This window comes from Mesobacterium pallidum (genome assembly GCF_019966535.1).
Classification (GTDB): domain Bacteria; phylum Pseudomonadota; class Alphaproteobacteria; order Rhodobacterales; family Rhodobacteraceae; genus Mesobacterium; species Mesobacterium pallidum.
Genome location: NZ_JAIMID010000011.1, coordinates 149,867 through 164,442, shown reverse-complemented (window position 1 = coordinate 164,442; position 14,576 = coordinate 149,867). Strand labels below are relative to the sequence as shown.

20 protein-coding genes are annotated in these 14,576 nt (G+C 66.1%); all 20 read right to left on the bottom strand.

Annotated elements, in window-relative coordinates:
• Positions 1-89 precede the first annotated feature (89 nt).
• Entirely contained in the window at positions 90-428 is a 339-nt protein-coding gene (locus tag MF270_RS16890) for a hypothetical protein (protein WP_238367086.1), read from the bottom strand.
• On the bottom strand, positions 428-919 hold the full coding sequence (locus MF270_RS16885) for a DUF3291 domain-containing protein (protein ID WP_238367085.1): 492 nt from the start codon (positions 917-919) through the stop codon (positions 428-430). The genes MF270_RS16890 and MF270_RS16885 overlap by 1 nt, the downstream gene beginning before the upstream one ends.
• Positions 919-1,425, bottom strand: coding sequence for a hypothetical protein (locus MF270_RS16880; protein ID WP_238367084.1), 507 nt, complete (start codon positions 1,423-1,425; stop codon positions 919-921). The genes MF270_RS16885 and MF270_RS16880 overlap by 1 nt, the downstream gene beginning before the upstream one ends.
• Before the next feature lie 4 nt (positions 1,426-1,429).
• Complete coding sequence (nuoF, locus tag MF270_RS16875) at positions 1,430-2,728, bottom strand: NADH-quinone oxidoreductase subunit NuoF (RefSeq protein WP_238367083.1); 1,299 nt, start codon at positions 2,726-2,728, stop codon at positions 1,430-1,432.
• A 14-nt stretch (positions 2,729-2,742) separates the two neighbouring features.
• On the bottom strand, positions 2,743-2,961 hold the full coding sequence (locus tag MF270_RS16870) for a DUF5337 domain-containing protein (RefSeq protein WP_238367082.1): 219 nt from the start codon (positions 2,959-2,961) through the stop codon (positions 2,743-2,745).
• An 11-nt stretch (positions 2,962-2,972) separates the two neighbouring features.
• Positions 2,973-3,872, bottom strand: coding sequence for an endonuclease (locus MF270_RS16865; protein ID WP_238367081.1), 900 nt, complete (start codon positions 3,870-3,872; stop codon positions 2,973-2,975).
• 28 nt (positions 3,873-3,900) lie between these two features.
• Positions 3,901-5,166, bottom strand: coding sequence for an NADH-quinone oxidoreductase subunit E (locus MF270_RS16860; RefSeq protein ID WP_238367080.1), 1,266 nt, complete (start codon positions 5,164-5,166; stop codon positions 3,901-3,903).
• Positions 5,166-5,339, bottom strand: coding sequence for a hypothetical protein (locus MF270_RS16855; RefSeq protein ID WP_238367079.1), 174 nt, complete (start codon positions 5,337-5,339; stop codon positions 5,166-5,168). The genes MF270_RS16860 and MF270_RS16855 overlap by 1 nt, the downstream gene beginning before the upstream one ends.
• Entirely contained in the window at positions 5,336-5,635 is a 300-nt protein-coding gene (locus MF270_RS16850) for a hypothetical protein (RefSeq protein ID WP_238367078.1), read from the bottom strand. Before MF270_RS16850 ends, MF270_RS16855 begins: the two co-directional genes overlap by 4 nt.
• Positions 5,632-6,861, bottom strand: coding sequence for an NADH-quinone oxidoreductase subunit D (locus MF270_RS16845; protein ID WP_238367077.1), 1,230 nt, complete (start codon positions 6,859-6,861; stop codon positions 5,632-5,634). The genes MF270_RS16850 and MF270_RS16845 overlap by 4 nt, the downstream gene beginning before the upstream one ends.
• A gap of 87 nt (positions 6,862-6,948) precedes the next feature.
• The gene (locus MF270_RS28210; protein WP_272490792.1) at positions 6,949-7,077 is read right to left on the bottom strand and encodes a hypothetical protein; all 129 of its coding nucleotides are present in this window, start codon (positions 7,075-7,077) and stop codon (positions 6,949-6,951) included.
• Entirely contained in the window at positions 7,077-7,511 is a 435-nt protein-coding gene (locus MF270_RS16840) for a thioesterase family protein (protein WP_238367076.1), read from the bottom strand. Before MF270_RS16840 ends, MF270_RS28210 begins: the two co-directional genes overlap by 1 nt.
• Positions 7,508-8,116, bottom strand: coding sequence for an NADH-quinone oxidoreductase subunit C (locus MF270_RS16835; RefSeq protein WP_238367075.1), 609 nt, complete (start codon positions 8,114-8,116; stop codon positions 7,508-7,510). Before MF270_RS16835 ends, MF270_RS16840 begins: the two co-directional genes overlap by 4 nt.
• A gap of 10 nt (positions 8,117-8,126) precedes the next feature.
• Positions 8,127-8,660 (bottom strand): NuoB/complex I 20 kDa subunit family protein, encoded by a 534-nt coding sequence (locus MF270_RS16830; protein ID WP_238367074.1) that lies wholly within the window; start codon positions 8,658-8,660, stop codon positions 8,127-8,129.
• Entirely contained in the window at positions 8,651-9,016 is a 366-nt protein-coding gene (locus MF270_RS16825; RefSeq protein ID WP_238367073.1) for an NADH-quinone oxidoreductase subunit A, read from the bottom strand. The genes MF270_RS16830 and MF270_RS16825 overlap by 10 nt, the downstream gene beginning before the upstream one ends.
• Before the next feature lie 350 nt (positions 9,017-9,366).
• Entirely contained in the window at positions 9,367-10,035 is a 669-nt protein-coding gene (locus MF270_RS16820; protein ID WP_238367072.1) for a glutathione S-transferase family protein, read from the bottom strand.
• Positions 10,032-11,978, bottom strand: coding sequence for an acetyl/propionyl/methylcrotonyl-CoA carboxylase subunit alpha (locus tag MF270_RS16815; protein ID WP_238367071.1), 1,947 nt, complete (start codon positions 11,976-11,978; stop codon positions 10,032-10,034). Before MF270_RS16815 ends, MF270_RS16820 begins: the two co-directional genes overlap by 4 nt.
• Entirely contained in the window at positions 11,978-12,472 is a 495-nt protein-coding gene (locus tag MF270_RS16810; protein WP_238367070.1) for an O-acetyl-ADP-ribose deacetylase, read from the bottom strand. The genes MF270_RS16815 and MF270_RS16810 overlap by 1 nt, the downstream gene beginning before the upstream one ends.
• A 112-nt stretch (positions 12,473-12,584) precedes the next feature.
• A complete protein-coding gene (locus MF270_RS16805; RefSeq protein WP_238367069.1) occupies positions 12,585-12,971 on the bottom strand; it encodes a hypothetical protein in 387 nt (128 codons plus the stop codon).
• On the bottom strand, positions 12,968-14,572 hold the full coding sequence (locus MF270_RS16800; RefSeq protein ID WP_238367068.1) for a carboxyl transferase domain-containing protein: 1,605 nt from the start codon (positions 14,570-14,572) through the stop codon (positions 12,968-12,970). Before MF270_RS16800 ends, MF270_RS16805 begins: the two co-directional genes overlap by 4 nt.
• Positions 14,573-14,576 lie beyond the last annotated feature (4 nt).

Below are 14,576 nucleotides of genomic sequence, written 5' to 3'. Positions count from 1 at the left end.
ATTCCCGGCCCTCTTCCCCGCAGGACATGGACCCGGAGCCGTGCGTTATCCAATAACACAGGCACGATTCCGCCTTTATGACAGCATTGTTAATCACTCGCGCAGGCCCCCCGGAAGGTTGCCGCGTCGCCGTCGATGGCATAGCCGGTGGGGGTCTCGTCCGGACCTGCCGACCACAGGATGTCGGAACTGCCGTAGCGCTTGATGCAATACTTGACCGCCTCGTAGCGCGCCGCCTCGCGCGCGCCGTCGAGGCTGGCGCTGACCGGCTGCACGGTGACAAAGAAGTTCTGCCGCACATCCCGTTCAGCCGAGACGCGGGCGCGGAAGTACTTGCCGTCAAAGCTGGGCCGCGCATCGGGGCTTTGCCCGCAGGCCGCAACCAGCGCCAGAAGGGCGCCAAGGCCCGTGTATTTCCGCAAAGCCATCATTCTGCCGCGCATCTCTTGGCGTCCCATTTTTCTGCGTGCTCCAGCCAGTTCCAGCCGAAGGCGTGTTCGCTGTCGCCGTGCTTTCGCAGATGATCCAGCCGCTCCAGCGCCTCGTCCAATGTCGGCTGATGCCCCGCGGGCACCCACCACATGACGAAATGCATCTGGCCCATCACCTCGAACCACTCCTGCCGCCGCTCGTAGAACTGCTTGTGGATCGTGTTCCAGACGAACGTCCGCAGGCTGTCCGCATCCTCCCAGACGGTGAGGTTGGAGACATATTGCGGATCGCCGTCGATCTTGGCCTCGGTGTTGCCGGTGCCGGGCTCGCCCGAGCCCTCCATCATCCAGACGAACCCCGGCATCCGCTTGCCCAGCCCGTTGATCCGGTCGAGATTCGCCATGAACTCGGCCACGCGCGGGTCGTCCGTGGGGGCCAGCAGGCGGCCCACGTTCAGTTCGGCAAGGTGATGCTGAAACTGCTTCATTAAGAGAATGCCTCTGGGAACTCGACTATCTCAGCCAATGCAAAAAGCTGTTCTGCCGCTAGCGTCAAAGTCGCGATAGCGGCGTTGCAATGCCCTTGTTGATCTGAACTTCCATGGTGCTTCTTCATTTCCAAAAGGCCATGCACAAGAAGCGGGCCGCCATCCGCGCGAGCAAGGAATAACTCCGCAAGCCGATCATAGATCGCGCCCGCGGCTGCTTTTCCAAGGAGCGGTTCAAAAATGTCCTTGAAGGCGGCGAGATAGACTCGCATCTTTCCGAGAAGAGGATCCACAATTGGAGTCTCAGAGCGGATTTCCCGCTCCAGACTCTCAATTGTTTGAGCCATATTATTCAACAGCTTGCTGGCATTCGCACGTTTGCCTTCGTCAATAGCGCGAGCTCTGTCTTTCACCTGACTTTGAAATTCAAGCACAGTCACAAGCAAGACTATACCGCTCTCCGACCACGTCCTCAGATCGACCATATGCTCAATGAGCTTGCTCACACGTTTACTCCGCCGCCATCGCGCCCATGCGGCCCGATTTCTGCGCCTTGATCCGATCCTCGATTTCCTCGCGGAAGTTGCGGATCAACCCCTGGATCGGCCAGGCGGCCGCGTCGCCCAAGGCGCAGATGGTGTGGCCTTCGACCTGCTTGGTCACGTCCCAGAGCATGTCGATCTCTTCCAGCTCGGCCTCGCCTTTGACGAGCCGGTCCATGACGCGCATCATCCAGCCGGTGCCTTCGCGGCAGGGCGTACATTGCCCGCAGCTTTCGTGCTTGTAGAACTTCGACAGGCGCCAGATCGCTTTGACGATGTCGGTCGACTTGTCCATCACGATGACCGCCGCGGTGCCAAGGCCGCTCCCGAGGTCATTGCGCAGGTAGTCGAAGTCCATGATGGCGTCCTGCATCTTCTCGCCGCGCACGCAAGGAACCGACGACCCGCCGGGGATCACGGCCAGCAGGTTGTCCCAGCCACCGCGGATGCCGCCGCAATGCTTGTCGATCAGTTCCTCGAAGGTGATCGACATCGCCTCTTCGACCACACAGGGGTTGTTGACGTGGCCCGAGATGCCGAAGAGCTTGGTGCCCGCGTTGTTCTGGCGGCCAAAACCGGCGAACCAGGTGGCGCCGCGGCGCAGGATGGTCGGCACGACGGCGATGGATTCCACGTTGTTCACCGTGGTCGGGCAGCCGTAAAGGCCCGCACCGGCCGGGAACGGCGGCTTCATCCGCGGCATGCCCTTCTTGCCCTCGAGGCTTTCCAGCAGCGCGGTTTCCTCGCCGCAGATATAGGCGCCCGCGCCGTGGTGCAGGTAGAGATCGAAGTCCCAACCCGAACCTGAGGCATTCTTGCCCAGCAGGCCATTGTCATAGGCCTCGTCGATGGCGGCTTGCAGCGCCTCTTTCTCGCGGATGTATTCACCGCGGATATAGATGTAGCAGGCATGGGCGTTCATCGCGAAGGACGCGATCAGGCAGCCCTCTATCAGCGTATGCGGATCGTGGCGCATGATCTCGCGGTCCTTGCAGGTCCCCGGTTCGGATTCGTCGGCATTGACGACCAGGTAGGCCGGGCGTCCGTCGCTTTCCTTGGGCATGAAGGACCATTTGAGCCCGGTCGGGAAGCCCGCCCCGCCGCGACCACGCAGGCCGGACTTCTTCATCTCGTCGATGATCCAGTCACGGCCCTTCTTGATGAGATCGCCGGTGCCGTCCCAGTGGCCGCGCGCCTTGGCGCCGGCAAGGGTCCGTTCGTGCATCCCGTAAAGGTTCGTGAAGATACGGTCTTCGTCCTTCAGCATCGCTCAAACATCCTTCATGTGTCCTGGCGTTTCCGCCAGATCCCGATCGCCACCACCAGGGCCCAGACGAACGCCGCCATGGAAGCCAGGTAGAACAGCATTTCAAATCGCGGCGCGAGGCCGAAGACCTGCACGAGCCAGGGCGCGAGGATCGCCAGCAGGCCGCCGATGGCGATCACGACGGCGACGACGCGCCCCTGCCGTGCCTGCTGCTGATCCTTGTTCTCGCCCATGGGTCGCCTCGTCAGTAGACCTTGCCCGCATCGACGCGGCTCGAGAACTCGGTCTCTCCGCCCGACGCCAGCACCTTGGCCTGCGCCACCCAGTCGTCACGGGTCACCCGGCCCTTGAAGCCGACGAGGTTCTGGTCGACCCAGGCCACCTCGGTCTCGGTCCAGGCCGCGATCTGGTCGAAATGATAGAAACCCATGGAGTTGAGCAAGCCTTCCAGCTTGGGGCCAACCCCCTTGATTTCCTTGAGATTGTCAGCACCGCCCTCGCGCGGGCCGTCAAGGCCCGCCGGTTTGTCGTCCGCCGCGCCCTCGGTCGATGCGGAGGCCGCCGCAGGGGCCTTGTCCGCGCTGGCACCAGTCGACGCGGCCGCGCCGCCTTGGTATTTCCATTCGCCCTTGCGCGACGCCAGCTCCGCCTCTCCGGCGAGCGGGGTCGAAGGCTTGATCGGCGAGGTCGCAGGGGCGTCGGACTCCTCGTCAGACGCTTCCACGTCTGCCTCGGTCGCGGCCGGCGCGGGCGTTTCGGCGGCAGGCTCCATGGCGGCCGGCGCTTCGGGCTCGGTCGTGGCCTCGGCTGGTTCCGGTTTTGCCTCGGGGACGGGCTTGGACGCCGGGGCCACCGTGCCGCCCGTGGCGGCGGGTGGCGCCGTCACGGTGCCGGACGACATGGCCCCCGCGGCGGCCGTGCCGGCGGTCGAGGCGGTCGATTGCGCCGGCTGCGGGATCTCGGCGCAGAAGAGCCAGACAAAGATCGGTCCGGTGATGCCGGCCGTGAGCAGACCGAGGAAGAGGGACGCGACAAAGCCCTGCCCGGCGATCGCCAGCAGGACCAGGAAGGTGAAGAAGCCGATCCCGCCCGCTGTCATCCAACAGCGCATGCGGCAGCCCTGCATGTTGTCTTGTCCGATCATCTTTGTCCCCCTCGGTCCCTATGTGCTGTCAGTAAACGTCGCCCTTCTTCACGCGCGACGAGAACTCGGTCTCTTCGCCCGCCGCCAGCTTTTTGGCCTGGTCCACCCAGGTGTCGCGGCTGACACGGCCCTTGAAGCCGGTCAGGTTCTCGTCGACCCAGGCGATTTCACGCGCGGTCCACGAGGCGATCTGGTCGAAGTGATAAAAGCCCATGTCGTTCAGCATCGCCTCGAGCTTGGGCCCAACGCCCTTGATCTGCTTGAGATCGTCGGGCTGGCCATCGCGGGCCGCGTCGAGCGTCGCGGGCTTGTCGGCATCGGTCGGCGCGGCGGCGGACGCTTCGGCGGCCGGGGCCGCTTCGGCGGCGGGGGCCTCGTATTTCCAGCTGCCCTTGCGGCTGGCCAGCTCCTCCTGCCCCGGCAGCGGGGTCGAGGGCTTGATGCCTGTCCCCTCGGTCGGGGCGGCGGCGGGTTTGGCGGTCGGGGTGGCCGGCGCTTCCTGCACGGTCGCGCCAGTGGCGTCGGCAGGCTTGCCGGCCGCGGGCTTCGGCTCGGGCGCCTTGGGCGCATTGGCCGGCCGGCCGCCGGCATCGCCCCAGGGCGCCTTTAGCGGCACTTCGGTCCCGTCGATGCGCTTGACCGTCTCGCCGATGTCCACAGCCAACTGGGCTGAGGCGTTGTACTGCGTCTTGCCGCTGTCGAAGTCCTTGAGACTGGTCAGGCCCGACTTGGGCTCGGAGGCGAAGCGGCCGTTCTGCGGACCGGGCACCGGCACCTTGCCGGCCGACAAGTCGTCGAGCAGCTTCTCAAAGCTCTCCTCGGTCAGGTCCTCGTAGTAATCCTTGCCGATCTGCACCATGGGCGCGTTCGTGCAGGCACCGAGGCATTCAACCTCTTCCCAGGAGAACTTGCCATCGCCGCTGACCTCGTGGGCCCGTTCGGCGATCTTGCGCTGGCAGACCGAGATCAGCCCTTCGGCCCCCATGATCATGCAGGAGGTCGTCCCGCAGACCTGCACATGGGCAATGGATCCAACGGGTTGCAGCTGGAACATGAAGTAGAAGGTCGCCACCTCGAGCGCGCGGATATAGGGCATGCCCAGCATGTCCGCGACGCCTTCGATCGCCGGGCGGCTCAGCCAGCCTTCCTGCTCCTGGGCGCGCCAGAGCAGCGGGATGATCGCCGAGGCCTGGCGGCCCTCGGGATACTTGGTGATCTGCGCCTCGGCCCAGGCCTGGTTGGCAGGCGTGAAGGCGAAGCTTTCGGGTTGGTCATGGTGCAGTCGGCGCAGCATCAGGTCAGTTCCTTCACGGTATTGAAGGTTTTCGGGTCTTCGAAGCAGGCTTCGCGGATCAGGCGGAGTCCGGCGCAGGCCTCGGTTTCATCGGTCCATCCGGTCCGGTGGATGGCCGGGAACGGCTCGCACATGCCGCCGGGGGCGGCGGCGATATGCGCGGCCCGGCTCACGCGGCGCAGGCCCCGTTGGTCACCAGCACGCCGCCGTCTTCCAGACGCTCGGCATTGCCCGACGACAGCTTGGCTTCGGTGATGGCCACCGACTCCTCGCGCGTCAGGTCGGCCTGGAATTCCACGGCCAGGTAATCGCTTTCGCCGATCATGCGGCAGCCGATCGAGGCGACGGCCAGATCATAGGCCGCGACCTTTTCGGCCATGGTCTGCATGGGCACACCGGGCACGTATGGCACGTCGTCACAGGCGGCGAGCGCCAGGAACGGCAGGGCAATCAGGGTCTTGCGGATCAACGGTCGACCTCCCCGAACACGATGTCCATGGTGCCGATGATGGCGGCGACGTCGGCCAGCTGGTGGCCGGTCGCGATGTGGTCCATCGCCTGCAGGTGCAGGTAGCCGGGGGCCCGCAGCTTGGCCTTGTAGGGCTTGTTGGTGCCATCGGCGACAAGGTAGACGCCGAATTCGCCCTTGGGCGCCTCGACCGCGCAATACACCTCGCCGGCCGGGACGTGGAACCCTTCGGTGTAGAGCTTGAAGTGGTGGATCAGCGCCTCCATCGAGGTCTTCATCTCGGCGCGCTTGGGCGGGGTCACCTTGCCGCGGGCCAGAACGTCGCCCTGCCCTTCGGGCGCGCGCAGCTTTTCGATGGCCTGCAGGATGATCTTGGTCGACTCGCGCATCTCGGCCATGCGGCAGAGGTAGCGGTCATAACAATCGCCGTTCTTGCCGACCGGGATCTGGAAGTCGAACTCGTCGTAGCATTCGTAGGGCTGCGCGCGGCGCAGGTCCCAGGCCAGGCCCGAGCCACGGACCATGACGCCCGAGAAGCCCCAATCCTGGATCTCCTGCTCGCTCACCACGCCGATATCGACGTTGCGCTGCTTGAAGATCCGGTTCTCGGTCAGCAGCGTGTCGAGGTCGTCGAGCAGGTTCGGGAATTCATGCGCCCAGGTCTCGATATCGTCGATCAGCGCGGGCGGCAGGTCCTGGTGCACGCCGCCGGGCCGGAAATAGGCCGAGTGCAGGCGCGCGCCGCAGGCCCGCTCGTAGAAGATCATCAGCTTCTCGCGTTCCTCGAAGCCCCAGAGCGGCGGCGTCAGCGCGCCCACGTCCATGGCCTGCGTGGTCACGTTCAGCAGGTGGTTCAGCACCCGGCCGATCTCGGAGTATAGCACCCGGATCAGCGAGGCGCGGCGCGGCACCGGCGTGCCGGTCAGCTTTTCAATGGCCAGACACCAGGCATGTTCCTGGTTCATCGGCGCCACGTAGTCGAGCCGGTCGAAATACGGCAGGTTCTGCAGGTAGGTCCGGCTCTCCATGAGCTTTTCCGTACCCCGGTGCAGCAGGCCGATATGCGGATCGCACCGCTCGACGATCTCGCCGTCCAGCTCGAGCACCAGGCGCAGCACGCCGTGCGCCGCCGGGTGCTGGGGCCCGAAGTTGATGTTGAAGTTGCGGATCTTCTGCTCGCCGGTCAGGGCGTCTTCGTACCCGCGCGGGTTCTGGGAGCCGTCCATCAGAGTGCCTCCTCGGCAAGAACTGGCAAGAAAAAGCCGTACACGCTTTTCGCCGTGACGCATACGCAGCTGAAATCAAACGCCTTTTCAGACATTGAGCAGCCCCTTGTTTCCAGCCCAAACATTTTTTTTGTTCCACCCGACCACTGAAACTGTGCTCATTGCGGCCATTCCAACAAGGAAATTTCCGATTTCCCCAAGAGCATCCCACCACATCAGAGTGCCTCCTCGGTAAGGCCGGCAGCCTTGGCGGCTGCTTTCGCCTCGAATTTCTCTTGCGCGACGATTGCGCGGCGGTGCCGCCCCTCGCCGATCACGTCGTGTTCGTCCCGGGCGCGAACGCGGAACCAGATGAAGCGGCCGTCGATCTCTTCGACCTCGGTCTCGACCGTCACCTTCATCCCCGGCGGGGTCGCCGCGATGTGGTTCACGTCCACGTGGATGCCCAGCGACACCTCGCCCTCGTCGTAGTAAGGCAGCAGGTGCTCGACACAGGCCCATTCCATCAGGCCGATCATCTTGGCCGTGGCCAGCACGCCCGGCATGCCTTGCAGGTGTGTCGCGTCGGGAAACAGCGCCGGCACGGTATCGGCCTGCGTCATCACCCGCGAGAACGTCCCGCGATGGCCGGGGGCGAGGCCTGGCTTCACTTCGCCGCCTCCGTCTTCTCGTCGCCGGGCAGGATGTATTCGGCACCCTCCCACGGGGACATGAAGTCGAACTGGCGGTATTCCTGAACAAGGCTCACGGGTTCGTAGACGACGCGCTTCTGCTCTTCGTCATAACGGACCTCGGTGTAGCCGGTGGTCGGGAAGTCCTTGCGCAGCGGATGGCCGCGGAAGCCGTAGTCGGTCAGGATGCGGCGCAGGTCCGGGTGGCCCGAGAAGAGCACGCCGTACATGTCGAAGACCTCGCGCTCGAACCAGTTGGCCGAGGGGTGGACCGACACGATCGACGGCACCATCTCGTCCTCGCGGACGGCGGCGCGCAGCCGGATGCGCTGGTTCTGGTACATCGACAGGAAGTGGTAGACCACGTCGAACCGCTTGGCCCGGTCGGGATAGTCCACCGCCGTGATGTCCACCAGCGACGAGAACCGGCAGGTCGGGTCGCTGCGCAGGAAATCCACGAGGCCGCAGATGTTCTGCGGCGCCACGTCCACGTTCAGCTCGCCGTGCACGACCTCCCAGCCGATGACGCAATCGGGGCGTTTCAGCTCGATATGCTGGCCGAGTTCCTTGAGTGCTTCGCTCATCATCCCCTCCTCAGCGCACCAGCGTCCCGGTGCGGCGGATCTTCCGCTGCAGCGCGAGGATGCCATAGAGCAGCGCCTCGGCGGTCGGCGGGCAGCCGGGCACGTAGACGTCGACCGGCACGATGCGGTCACAACCGCGCACGACCGAGTAGCTGTAGTGGTAATAGCCGCCGCCGTTCGCACAGGAGCCCATCGAGATCACGTAGCGCGGCTCGGGCATCTGGTCGTAGACCTTGCGCAGCGCCGGGGCCATCTTGTTGGTCAGCGTGCCGGCGACGATCATCAGGTCCGACTGGCGCGGGCTGGCGCGCGGCGCGGTGCCGAAGCGTTCGAGGTCATAACGCGGCATTGACAGGTGCATCATCTCGACCGCGCAGCAGGCAAGACCAAAGGTCATCCAGTGCAGCGAGCCGTTGCGCGCCCAGTTGATGATCGATTCCGTCGAGGTCAGCAGGAAGCCCTTGTCCTGCAGCTCGCGGTTCAGCTCCTGCACGGCGACCTCGCGGTCGGGCCCTGCGGTGTTCGCTCCGGTCATCACTCCCATTCCAGGGCCCCTTTCTTCCATTCATAGGCAAAGCCTACGGTCAGCACGGCCAGGAAGACCATCATCGACCAGAAGCCGGCCATGCTGATGTCCTTGAAGGCGACGGCCCAGGGGAACAGGAAGGCGATTTCCAGGTCGAAGATGATGAAGAGGATCGAGACCAGGTAAAAGCGGACATCGAACTTCATCCGGGCGTCGTCGAAGGCGTTGAACCCGCATTCATAGGCCGACACCTTTTCCGGATCCGGGTTGCGGACCGCGATCACAAGGGCAGCGACAATGAATACGACTCCGATCCCGACAGCGACGACAAGAAACACGAGAATGGGAAGGTATTCCCTCAGCATCTCATCCACGGGTGGCTCCTTTCCGGCAGGGCTTTGCTACCGACGGCTAGACGTATTGAGTCAACACGGGGTTTAGACCCGCCACCGGGCAGGGTCAACCGAACACGAAGGCGCAGCGGGCGTGATCTTTGCGGTGCAACTGGCGGCAGGCGCAGGGTTTTCCCCAGTATATGCGGCATTGCAGCGGAATCGGTGGCGCGGGGCTGTCCCGGCACGCTGGGGTTGCGGCATGCGCGCGTATACCGAAACGCCCGGATTCGCGGCAAAAATCGCCAATGCATTCCAATGGCGGAATATCTCAACCCCGTGTGATTCCCTGCCCCTCCCGTGTCCTCCGCCTGCGGTGCGGCGGCGCGCGTTCAGCTGTCCCAGGGGTAGAAATCGCGGCTGTAGAACGCTTGCGGGCCGTCCATCAACCGGGCCTTGGCATGGGCCGGGCGCGCCTCGATCCGGTCTATGTAGTCCCGGACGGCCGGGTATGGATCAAGCCGCACGAAGAACGGCGCGGCGTAAAGGTTGAAGCCCAGCATGATGTCGGCGGCGGAAAAGCCCCCGGCCAGCAGCCAGTCCCTTTCGGTCACGGCCCGTTCGATCACGTCGAGCGTGCGGGCCAGCCGCGCCGCCTCGATCTTGAGCACGGTGGGTGACTTGGTCGAAGGGTCGCGCAGGAAGACGTGTTGCAGGTTGAGATTGGCGAGGATGCTGGCCTGGGTCTCTGCGAAATGCATCCATTGCAGGTAGTCGACCCGCTCGGTTTGCCCCGGCGCGCGCCCCAGCGCCGCCTCGGGGCGGGTTTCGGCCAGGTATTCCAGGATCGCGCCGGATTCAAAGATCACCTGCCCGTCGATTTCCAGCGCGGGCACGCGGCCGGCCGGGGATTTCTCAAGGAAGTCCGTGGTCCGCAGCGACCCGTCGGGGATGGCGTAAAGCTCGATCTCGGGGGTCATCCCGAGTTCGGCCAGCATCCACAGCACCCGGAAGCTGCGCGAGGACGGGACATGGTGCAGGCAGAGGCGATCTTCGGTCACGCGGCGGCCTCCGCTTCGTCCTCGAGCCGGATCAGCGGCGCGCCCGCCTCGACCTGCTGGCCCTCGGTGACCAGTACCTCGGCCACCACCCCGTCTCGGGCGGCGGTCAGGGCATGTTCCATCTTCATCGCCTCGAGCACGGCCAGCCGATCCCCGGCCGTCACCTGTTGCCCCGGCTTGGCCAGCACGGCGCGCACCAGCCCCGGCATCGGCGCCTCGATCACCCCGGCCCCTGCCCCGGCGGCGGCGTCCCGCGCCAGCGGGTCGATCACGCGGATCGAGATGCCGTGGTGGGCAAAGATCGTGATCGTATCGCCGCTGCGCGCGGCGGGCGCGGCGGCCGTGCCATCCAGCTGCCAGCCGTCCTGCCACAGCGCCTCGACCACCAGCCCATCCACGTCGACCAGGGCAGAGCCTGGCCCGCGCACCATGACGCGCAGGTCGCGCGCCTCGCCGGTCCAGTCGAGCGTCACCGTCCGCCAGGCAGGCGCCCAGAGGTGAAAGCCCTGATCCCAGGCCGGTTTCCCGTCCAGCCCCAGCGCCACCAGCGCCGCCTGGGCGATCACGGGTGCGGGCACCTCGGGCGTATCGGTCAGCGCGTCGATATCCCGCGCGATCAGCCCGGTATCGACATCACCTGCCGCGAACCCCTCATGCCGGGCCAGCGCGCCAAGGAAGGCAAGGTTGGTCACAGTGCCCGCCACCTGCGTCTCCTCCAGCGCCCGCGCCAGCCGCTTGAGCGCGATGGCCCGGGTCGGACCGTGGGTGATGACCTTCGAGATCATCGGATCGTACCACGGGCTGATCTCATCGCCGGCCCGCACGCCGGTATCGGCCCGCGCGCTTTCGGGAAAGGCCAGGTGCGTCAGCCGGCCGGTCGCGGGCAGAAAGCCCTTGGGGACGTCCTCGGCATAAAGCCGCGCCTCGAAGGCATGACCGGTGATCGATAGGTCCTCCTGCCGTACGGGCAGAGGCTCCCCGGCAGCCACCCGCAACTGCCATTCGACAAGGTCCACGCCCGTGATCGCCTCGGTCACCGGGTGTTCGACCTGCAGGCGGGTGTTCATCTCCATGAACCAGAAGCCATCGGGGCGCAGCCCGTCGCTGCCGTCCACGATGAACTCGATCGTTCCCGCGCCGGAATAGCCGATCGCCTCGGCCGCGCGCACGGCGGCGGCGCCCATGGCCTGCCGCATTTCCTCGGTCATGCCGGGGGCCGGCGCCTCTTCGATCACCTTCTGGTGGCGGCGCTGCAACGAACAGTCCCGTTCAAAGAGATGCACCGCGCGGGTGCCATCGCCAAAGACCTGCACCTCGATATGGCGAGGCTTGGTCACATATTTCTCGATCAGCACCGCCGGGTTGCCGAAGGCGGTCCGCGCCTCGGACTGGGCGCTTTTCAGCGCCTCTGCGAAATCCTCCGGCCGCTCGACCAGCCGCATCCCCTTGCCGCCGCCCCCCGCGACCGCCTTGATCAGCACGGGATAGCCGATCTGGTCCGCCTCGCCGGCCAGGAAGTCCGGCTCCTGCCGCTCACCGTGATAACCCGGCACGACCGGCACGCCCGCCTTTTCCATCAAGGCCTTGGCGGCATCTTTCAGCCCCATCTTGCGGATCGCGCTGGCCGAGGGCCCGATGAAGGTCAGGCCGGCGGCCTCCACCGCCTCCACGAACTCCGGGTTCTCGGAAAGGAACCCGTAGCCCGGATGGATCGCCTGCGCGCCACTCGCCAGCGCGGCCGCGATGATCGCGTCGCCCCGCAGGTAACTGTCGGCCGGGGCCGGCCCGCCGATATGCACCGCCGCGTCGGCCATGGCGACATGCATCGCGCCCGCATCGGCGTCGGAATAGACCGCCACGCAGCGCAGCCCCATGACTTGCGCCGTCTTCATCACCCGGCAGGCAATCTCGCCCCGGTTCGCAATCAGGATCGTGTCGAACATCACCCCTCCTTGGCGGCCAGCGCATCGCGCAAGAGCCGCTCCGTTCCCTCGTCGAAGGCGACCAGCGTGACCGCCATGTCGCTCTTGCTCACTTCCCGCACGGCGATCCGCGCGGCCGCGTCGGCCGGATAGCCATAGACCCCGGTCGAGATCGCCGGAAAGGCGACCGACGCGCAGCCGGCCGCCTCGGCCAGTGCCAGGCTCTGCCGGTAGCACGAGGCCAGCAGCTCCGCCTCCCCCGCGCCGCTTCCCTGCCAGACCGGGCCGACGGTGTGGATCACGTAGCGCGCAGGCAAGTCATGCCCGCCCGTCACCTTCGCCTGCCCGGTCTGGCACCCGCCGAGCGCCCGACATTCGGCCAGCAACCCCGGTCCCGCCGCCCGGTGAATGGCCCCATCCACGCCACCCCCGCCCAACAAGGACCGGTTCGCCGCGTTGACGATGGCATCCACGGCGAGCGTGGTGATGTCCCCGCGCCAGACCTCCACGCTCATCCCCGATCCCCCTTCATCTTGCCTAATAAACTCCGGGGAGCGCGAGGGGCTGGCCCCTCGCTTGCGCAACGCCAGCCACTCTGCCTGGCGGCCTTGAAGGCGCATCTCACCACTACATCCCGCTTTCGTTCTGCTTGAGGACCTGCAAGCGCAAAGGCCCGGACGCCGGGCAGGCGATGGCGGACACCGGTCCTGTGGAACTGCTGCGGAGCTCTGAGCAGTCCTCGACCCATTGCCTGGCGATGTCTCGCGGATTGCCCGGCCAGTCTACCACAACGCCCCCATACCCGGGCCCCGGCTTGCCGGTCAGGCAGGGCCGATGGGACACGGCCTGCCCGTCGGTCGAGTTCTGGCCAAGCGCGAGGATCGTGAGAACGTGATCGCCGACCATCACGCGCATCGCCACCTCGGGCATGCCTTCGACATGGGTCAGCATCACCGCCACGCCCTTGCCCTTTAGGACGAAGGCATCCTCGATGAAGCCACGAAGCGCCCTCACATCCGGAACACGCCAAAGCGCGTCTCCTCGATCGGGGCGCAAAGCGACGCCTGCAGCGAAAGCGCCAGCACGTCGCGGGTCTTGCGCGGGTCCACCACGCCGTCATCCCAGAGCCGGGCCGAAGCGTAAAGCGGATGCGACTGCCGCTCGAACATCTCGATGGTGGGGCGCTTGAACGCGGCCTCATCATCGGCCGACCAGGCGCCGCCGCCGCGCTCGATGGCGTCGCGCTTGACCGTCGCCAGCACGCCGGCCGCCTGCTCTCCGCCCATCACCGAGATGCGGCTGTTCGGCCAGGTCCAGAGGAAGCGCGGCTGGTAGGCCCGCCCCGCCATGCCGTAATTGCCCGCTCCGAAAGAGCCGCCGACCAGCAGCGTGATCTTGGGCACGTTCGTGGTCGCCACCGCCGTCACCATCTTGGCGCCATGCCGCGCGATACCCTCGTTCTCGTATTTCCGGCCGACCATGAAGCCGGTGATATTCTGCAGGAACACCAGGGGGATGCCGCGCTGTGAACAGAGTTCAACGAAATGCGCCCCCTTCTGCGCGGCCTCGGAAAACAGCACGCCGTTGTTGGCGACGATCCCGACCGGCAGGCCTTTGACATGGGCGAACCCGGTCACCAGCGTCTCGCCGAACCGCGCCTTGAACTCGTCAAAGCGCGAGCCGTCCACGAGCCGCGCGATCACCTCGCGGATGTCATAGGGCGTGCGCAGGTCGCCGGGCACGACGCCGAGGATTTCCTCGGGGTCATAGGCGGGCTCTTCGGGGCTCGCCATCTGCACGGAGGCGCCCGGCATCACCCCGAGGTGCGACACTGCCCGCCGCGCCAGGGCCAACGCGTGGGCGTCGTCCTCGGCCAGGTAATCCGCCACGCCCGACAGGCGCGTGTGCACGTCGCCGCCGCCCAGGTCCTCGGAGGTCACGACTTCGCCAGTCGCGGCCTTGACCAGCGGAGGGCCGGCCAGGAAGATCGTCCCCTGCTCGCGCACGATGATCGTCACGTCCGACATGGCCGGCACATAGGCGCCGCCCGCCGTGCAGGAGCCCATCACAACGGCGATCTGCGGAATGCCCCTGGCCGACATCCGCGCCTGATTGTAGAAGATCCGGCCGAAATGGTCGCGGTCGGGGAACACCTCGTCCTGGTTCGGCAGGTTCGCCCCGCCGCTGTCGACCAGGTAGAGGCACGGCAGGGAGTTTTCCTCGGCGATCTCCTGGGCGCGCAGGTGCTTTTTCACGCTCATCGGATAATAGGTGCCGCCCTTCACGGTGGCATCGTTGGCCAGCACCATGCAGAGCCGCCCATGGATGCGCCCGATCCCCGCGATCATCCCCGCCGCCGGGGCCGCACCGCCATACATGTCATGCGCCGCCAGCGCACCGACCTCGAGGAAGGGCGAGCCGGGGTCGAGCAGGTTCGCCACCCGCTCGCGCGGCAGCATCTTGCCGCGGGACAGGTGCCGCTCTCGCGCCTTCTCCCCGCCGCCCGCCGCGGCTGCCTCGGCCGCCGCGCGGATCGCCTCCAGCGCGGCGAGATGCGCGGCGCGGTTGGCGTCGAAATCGGCGCCGGACGCGATGATCTTGGATTGCAGTTTCATGTGA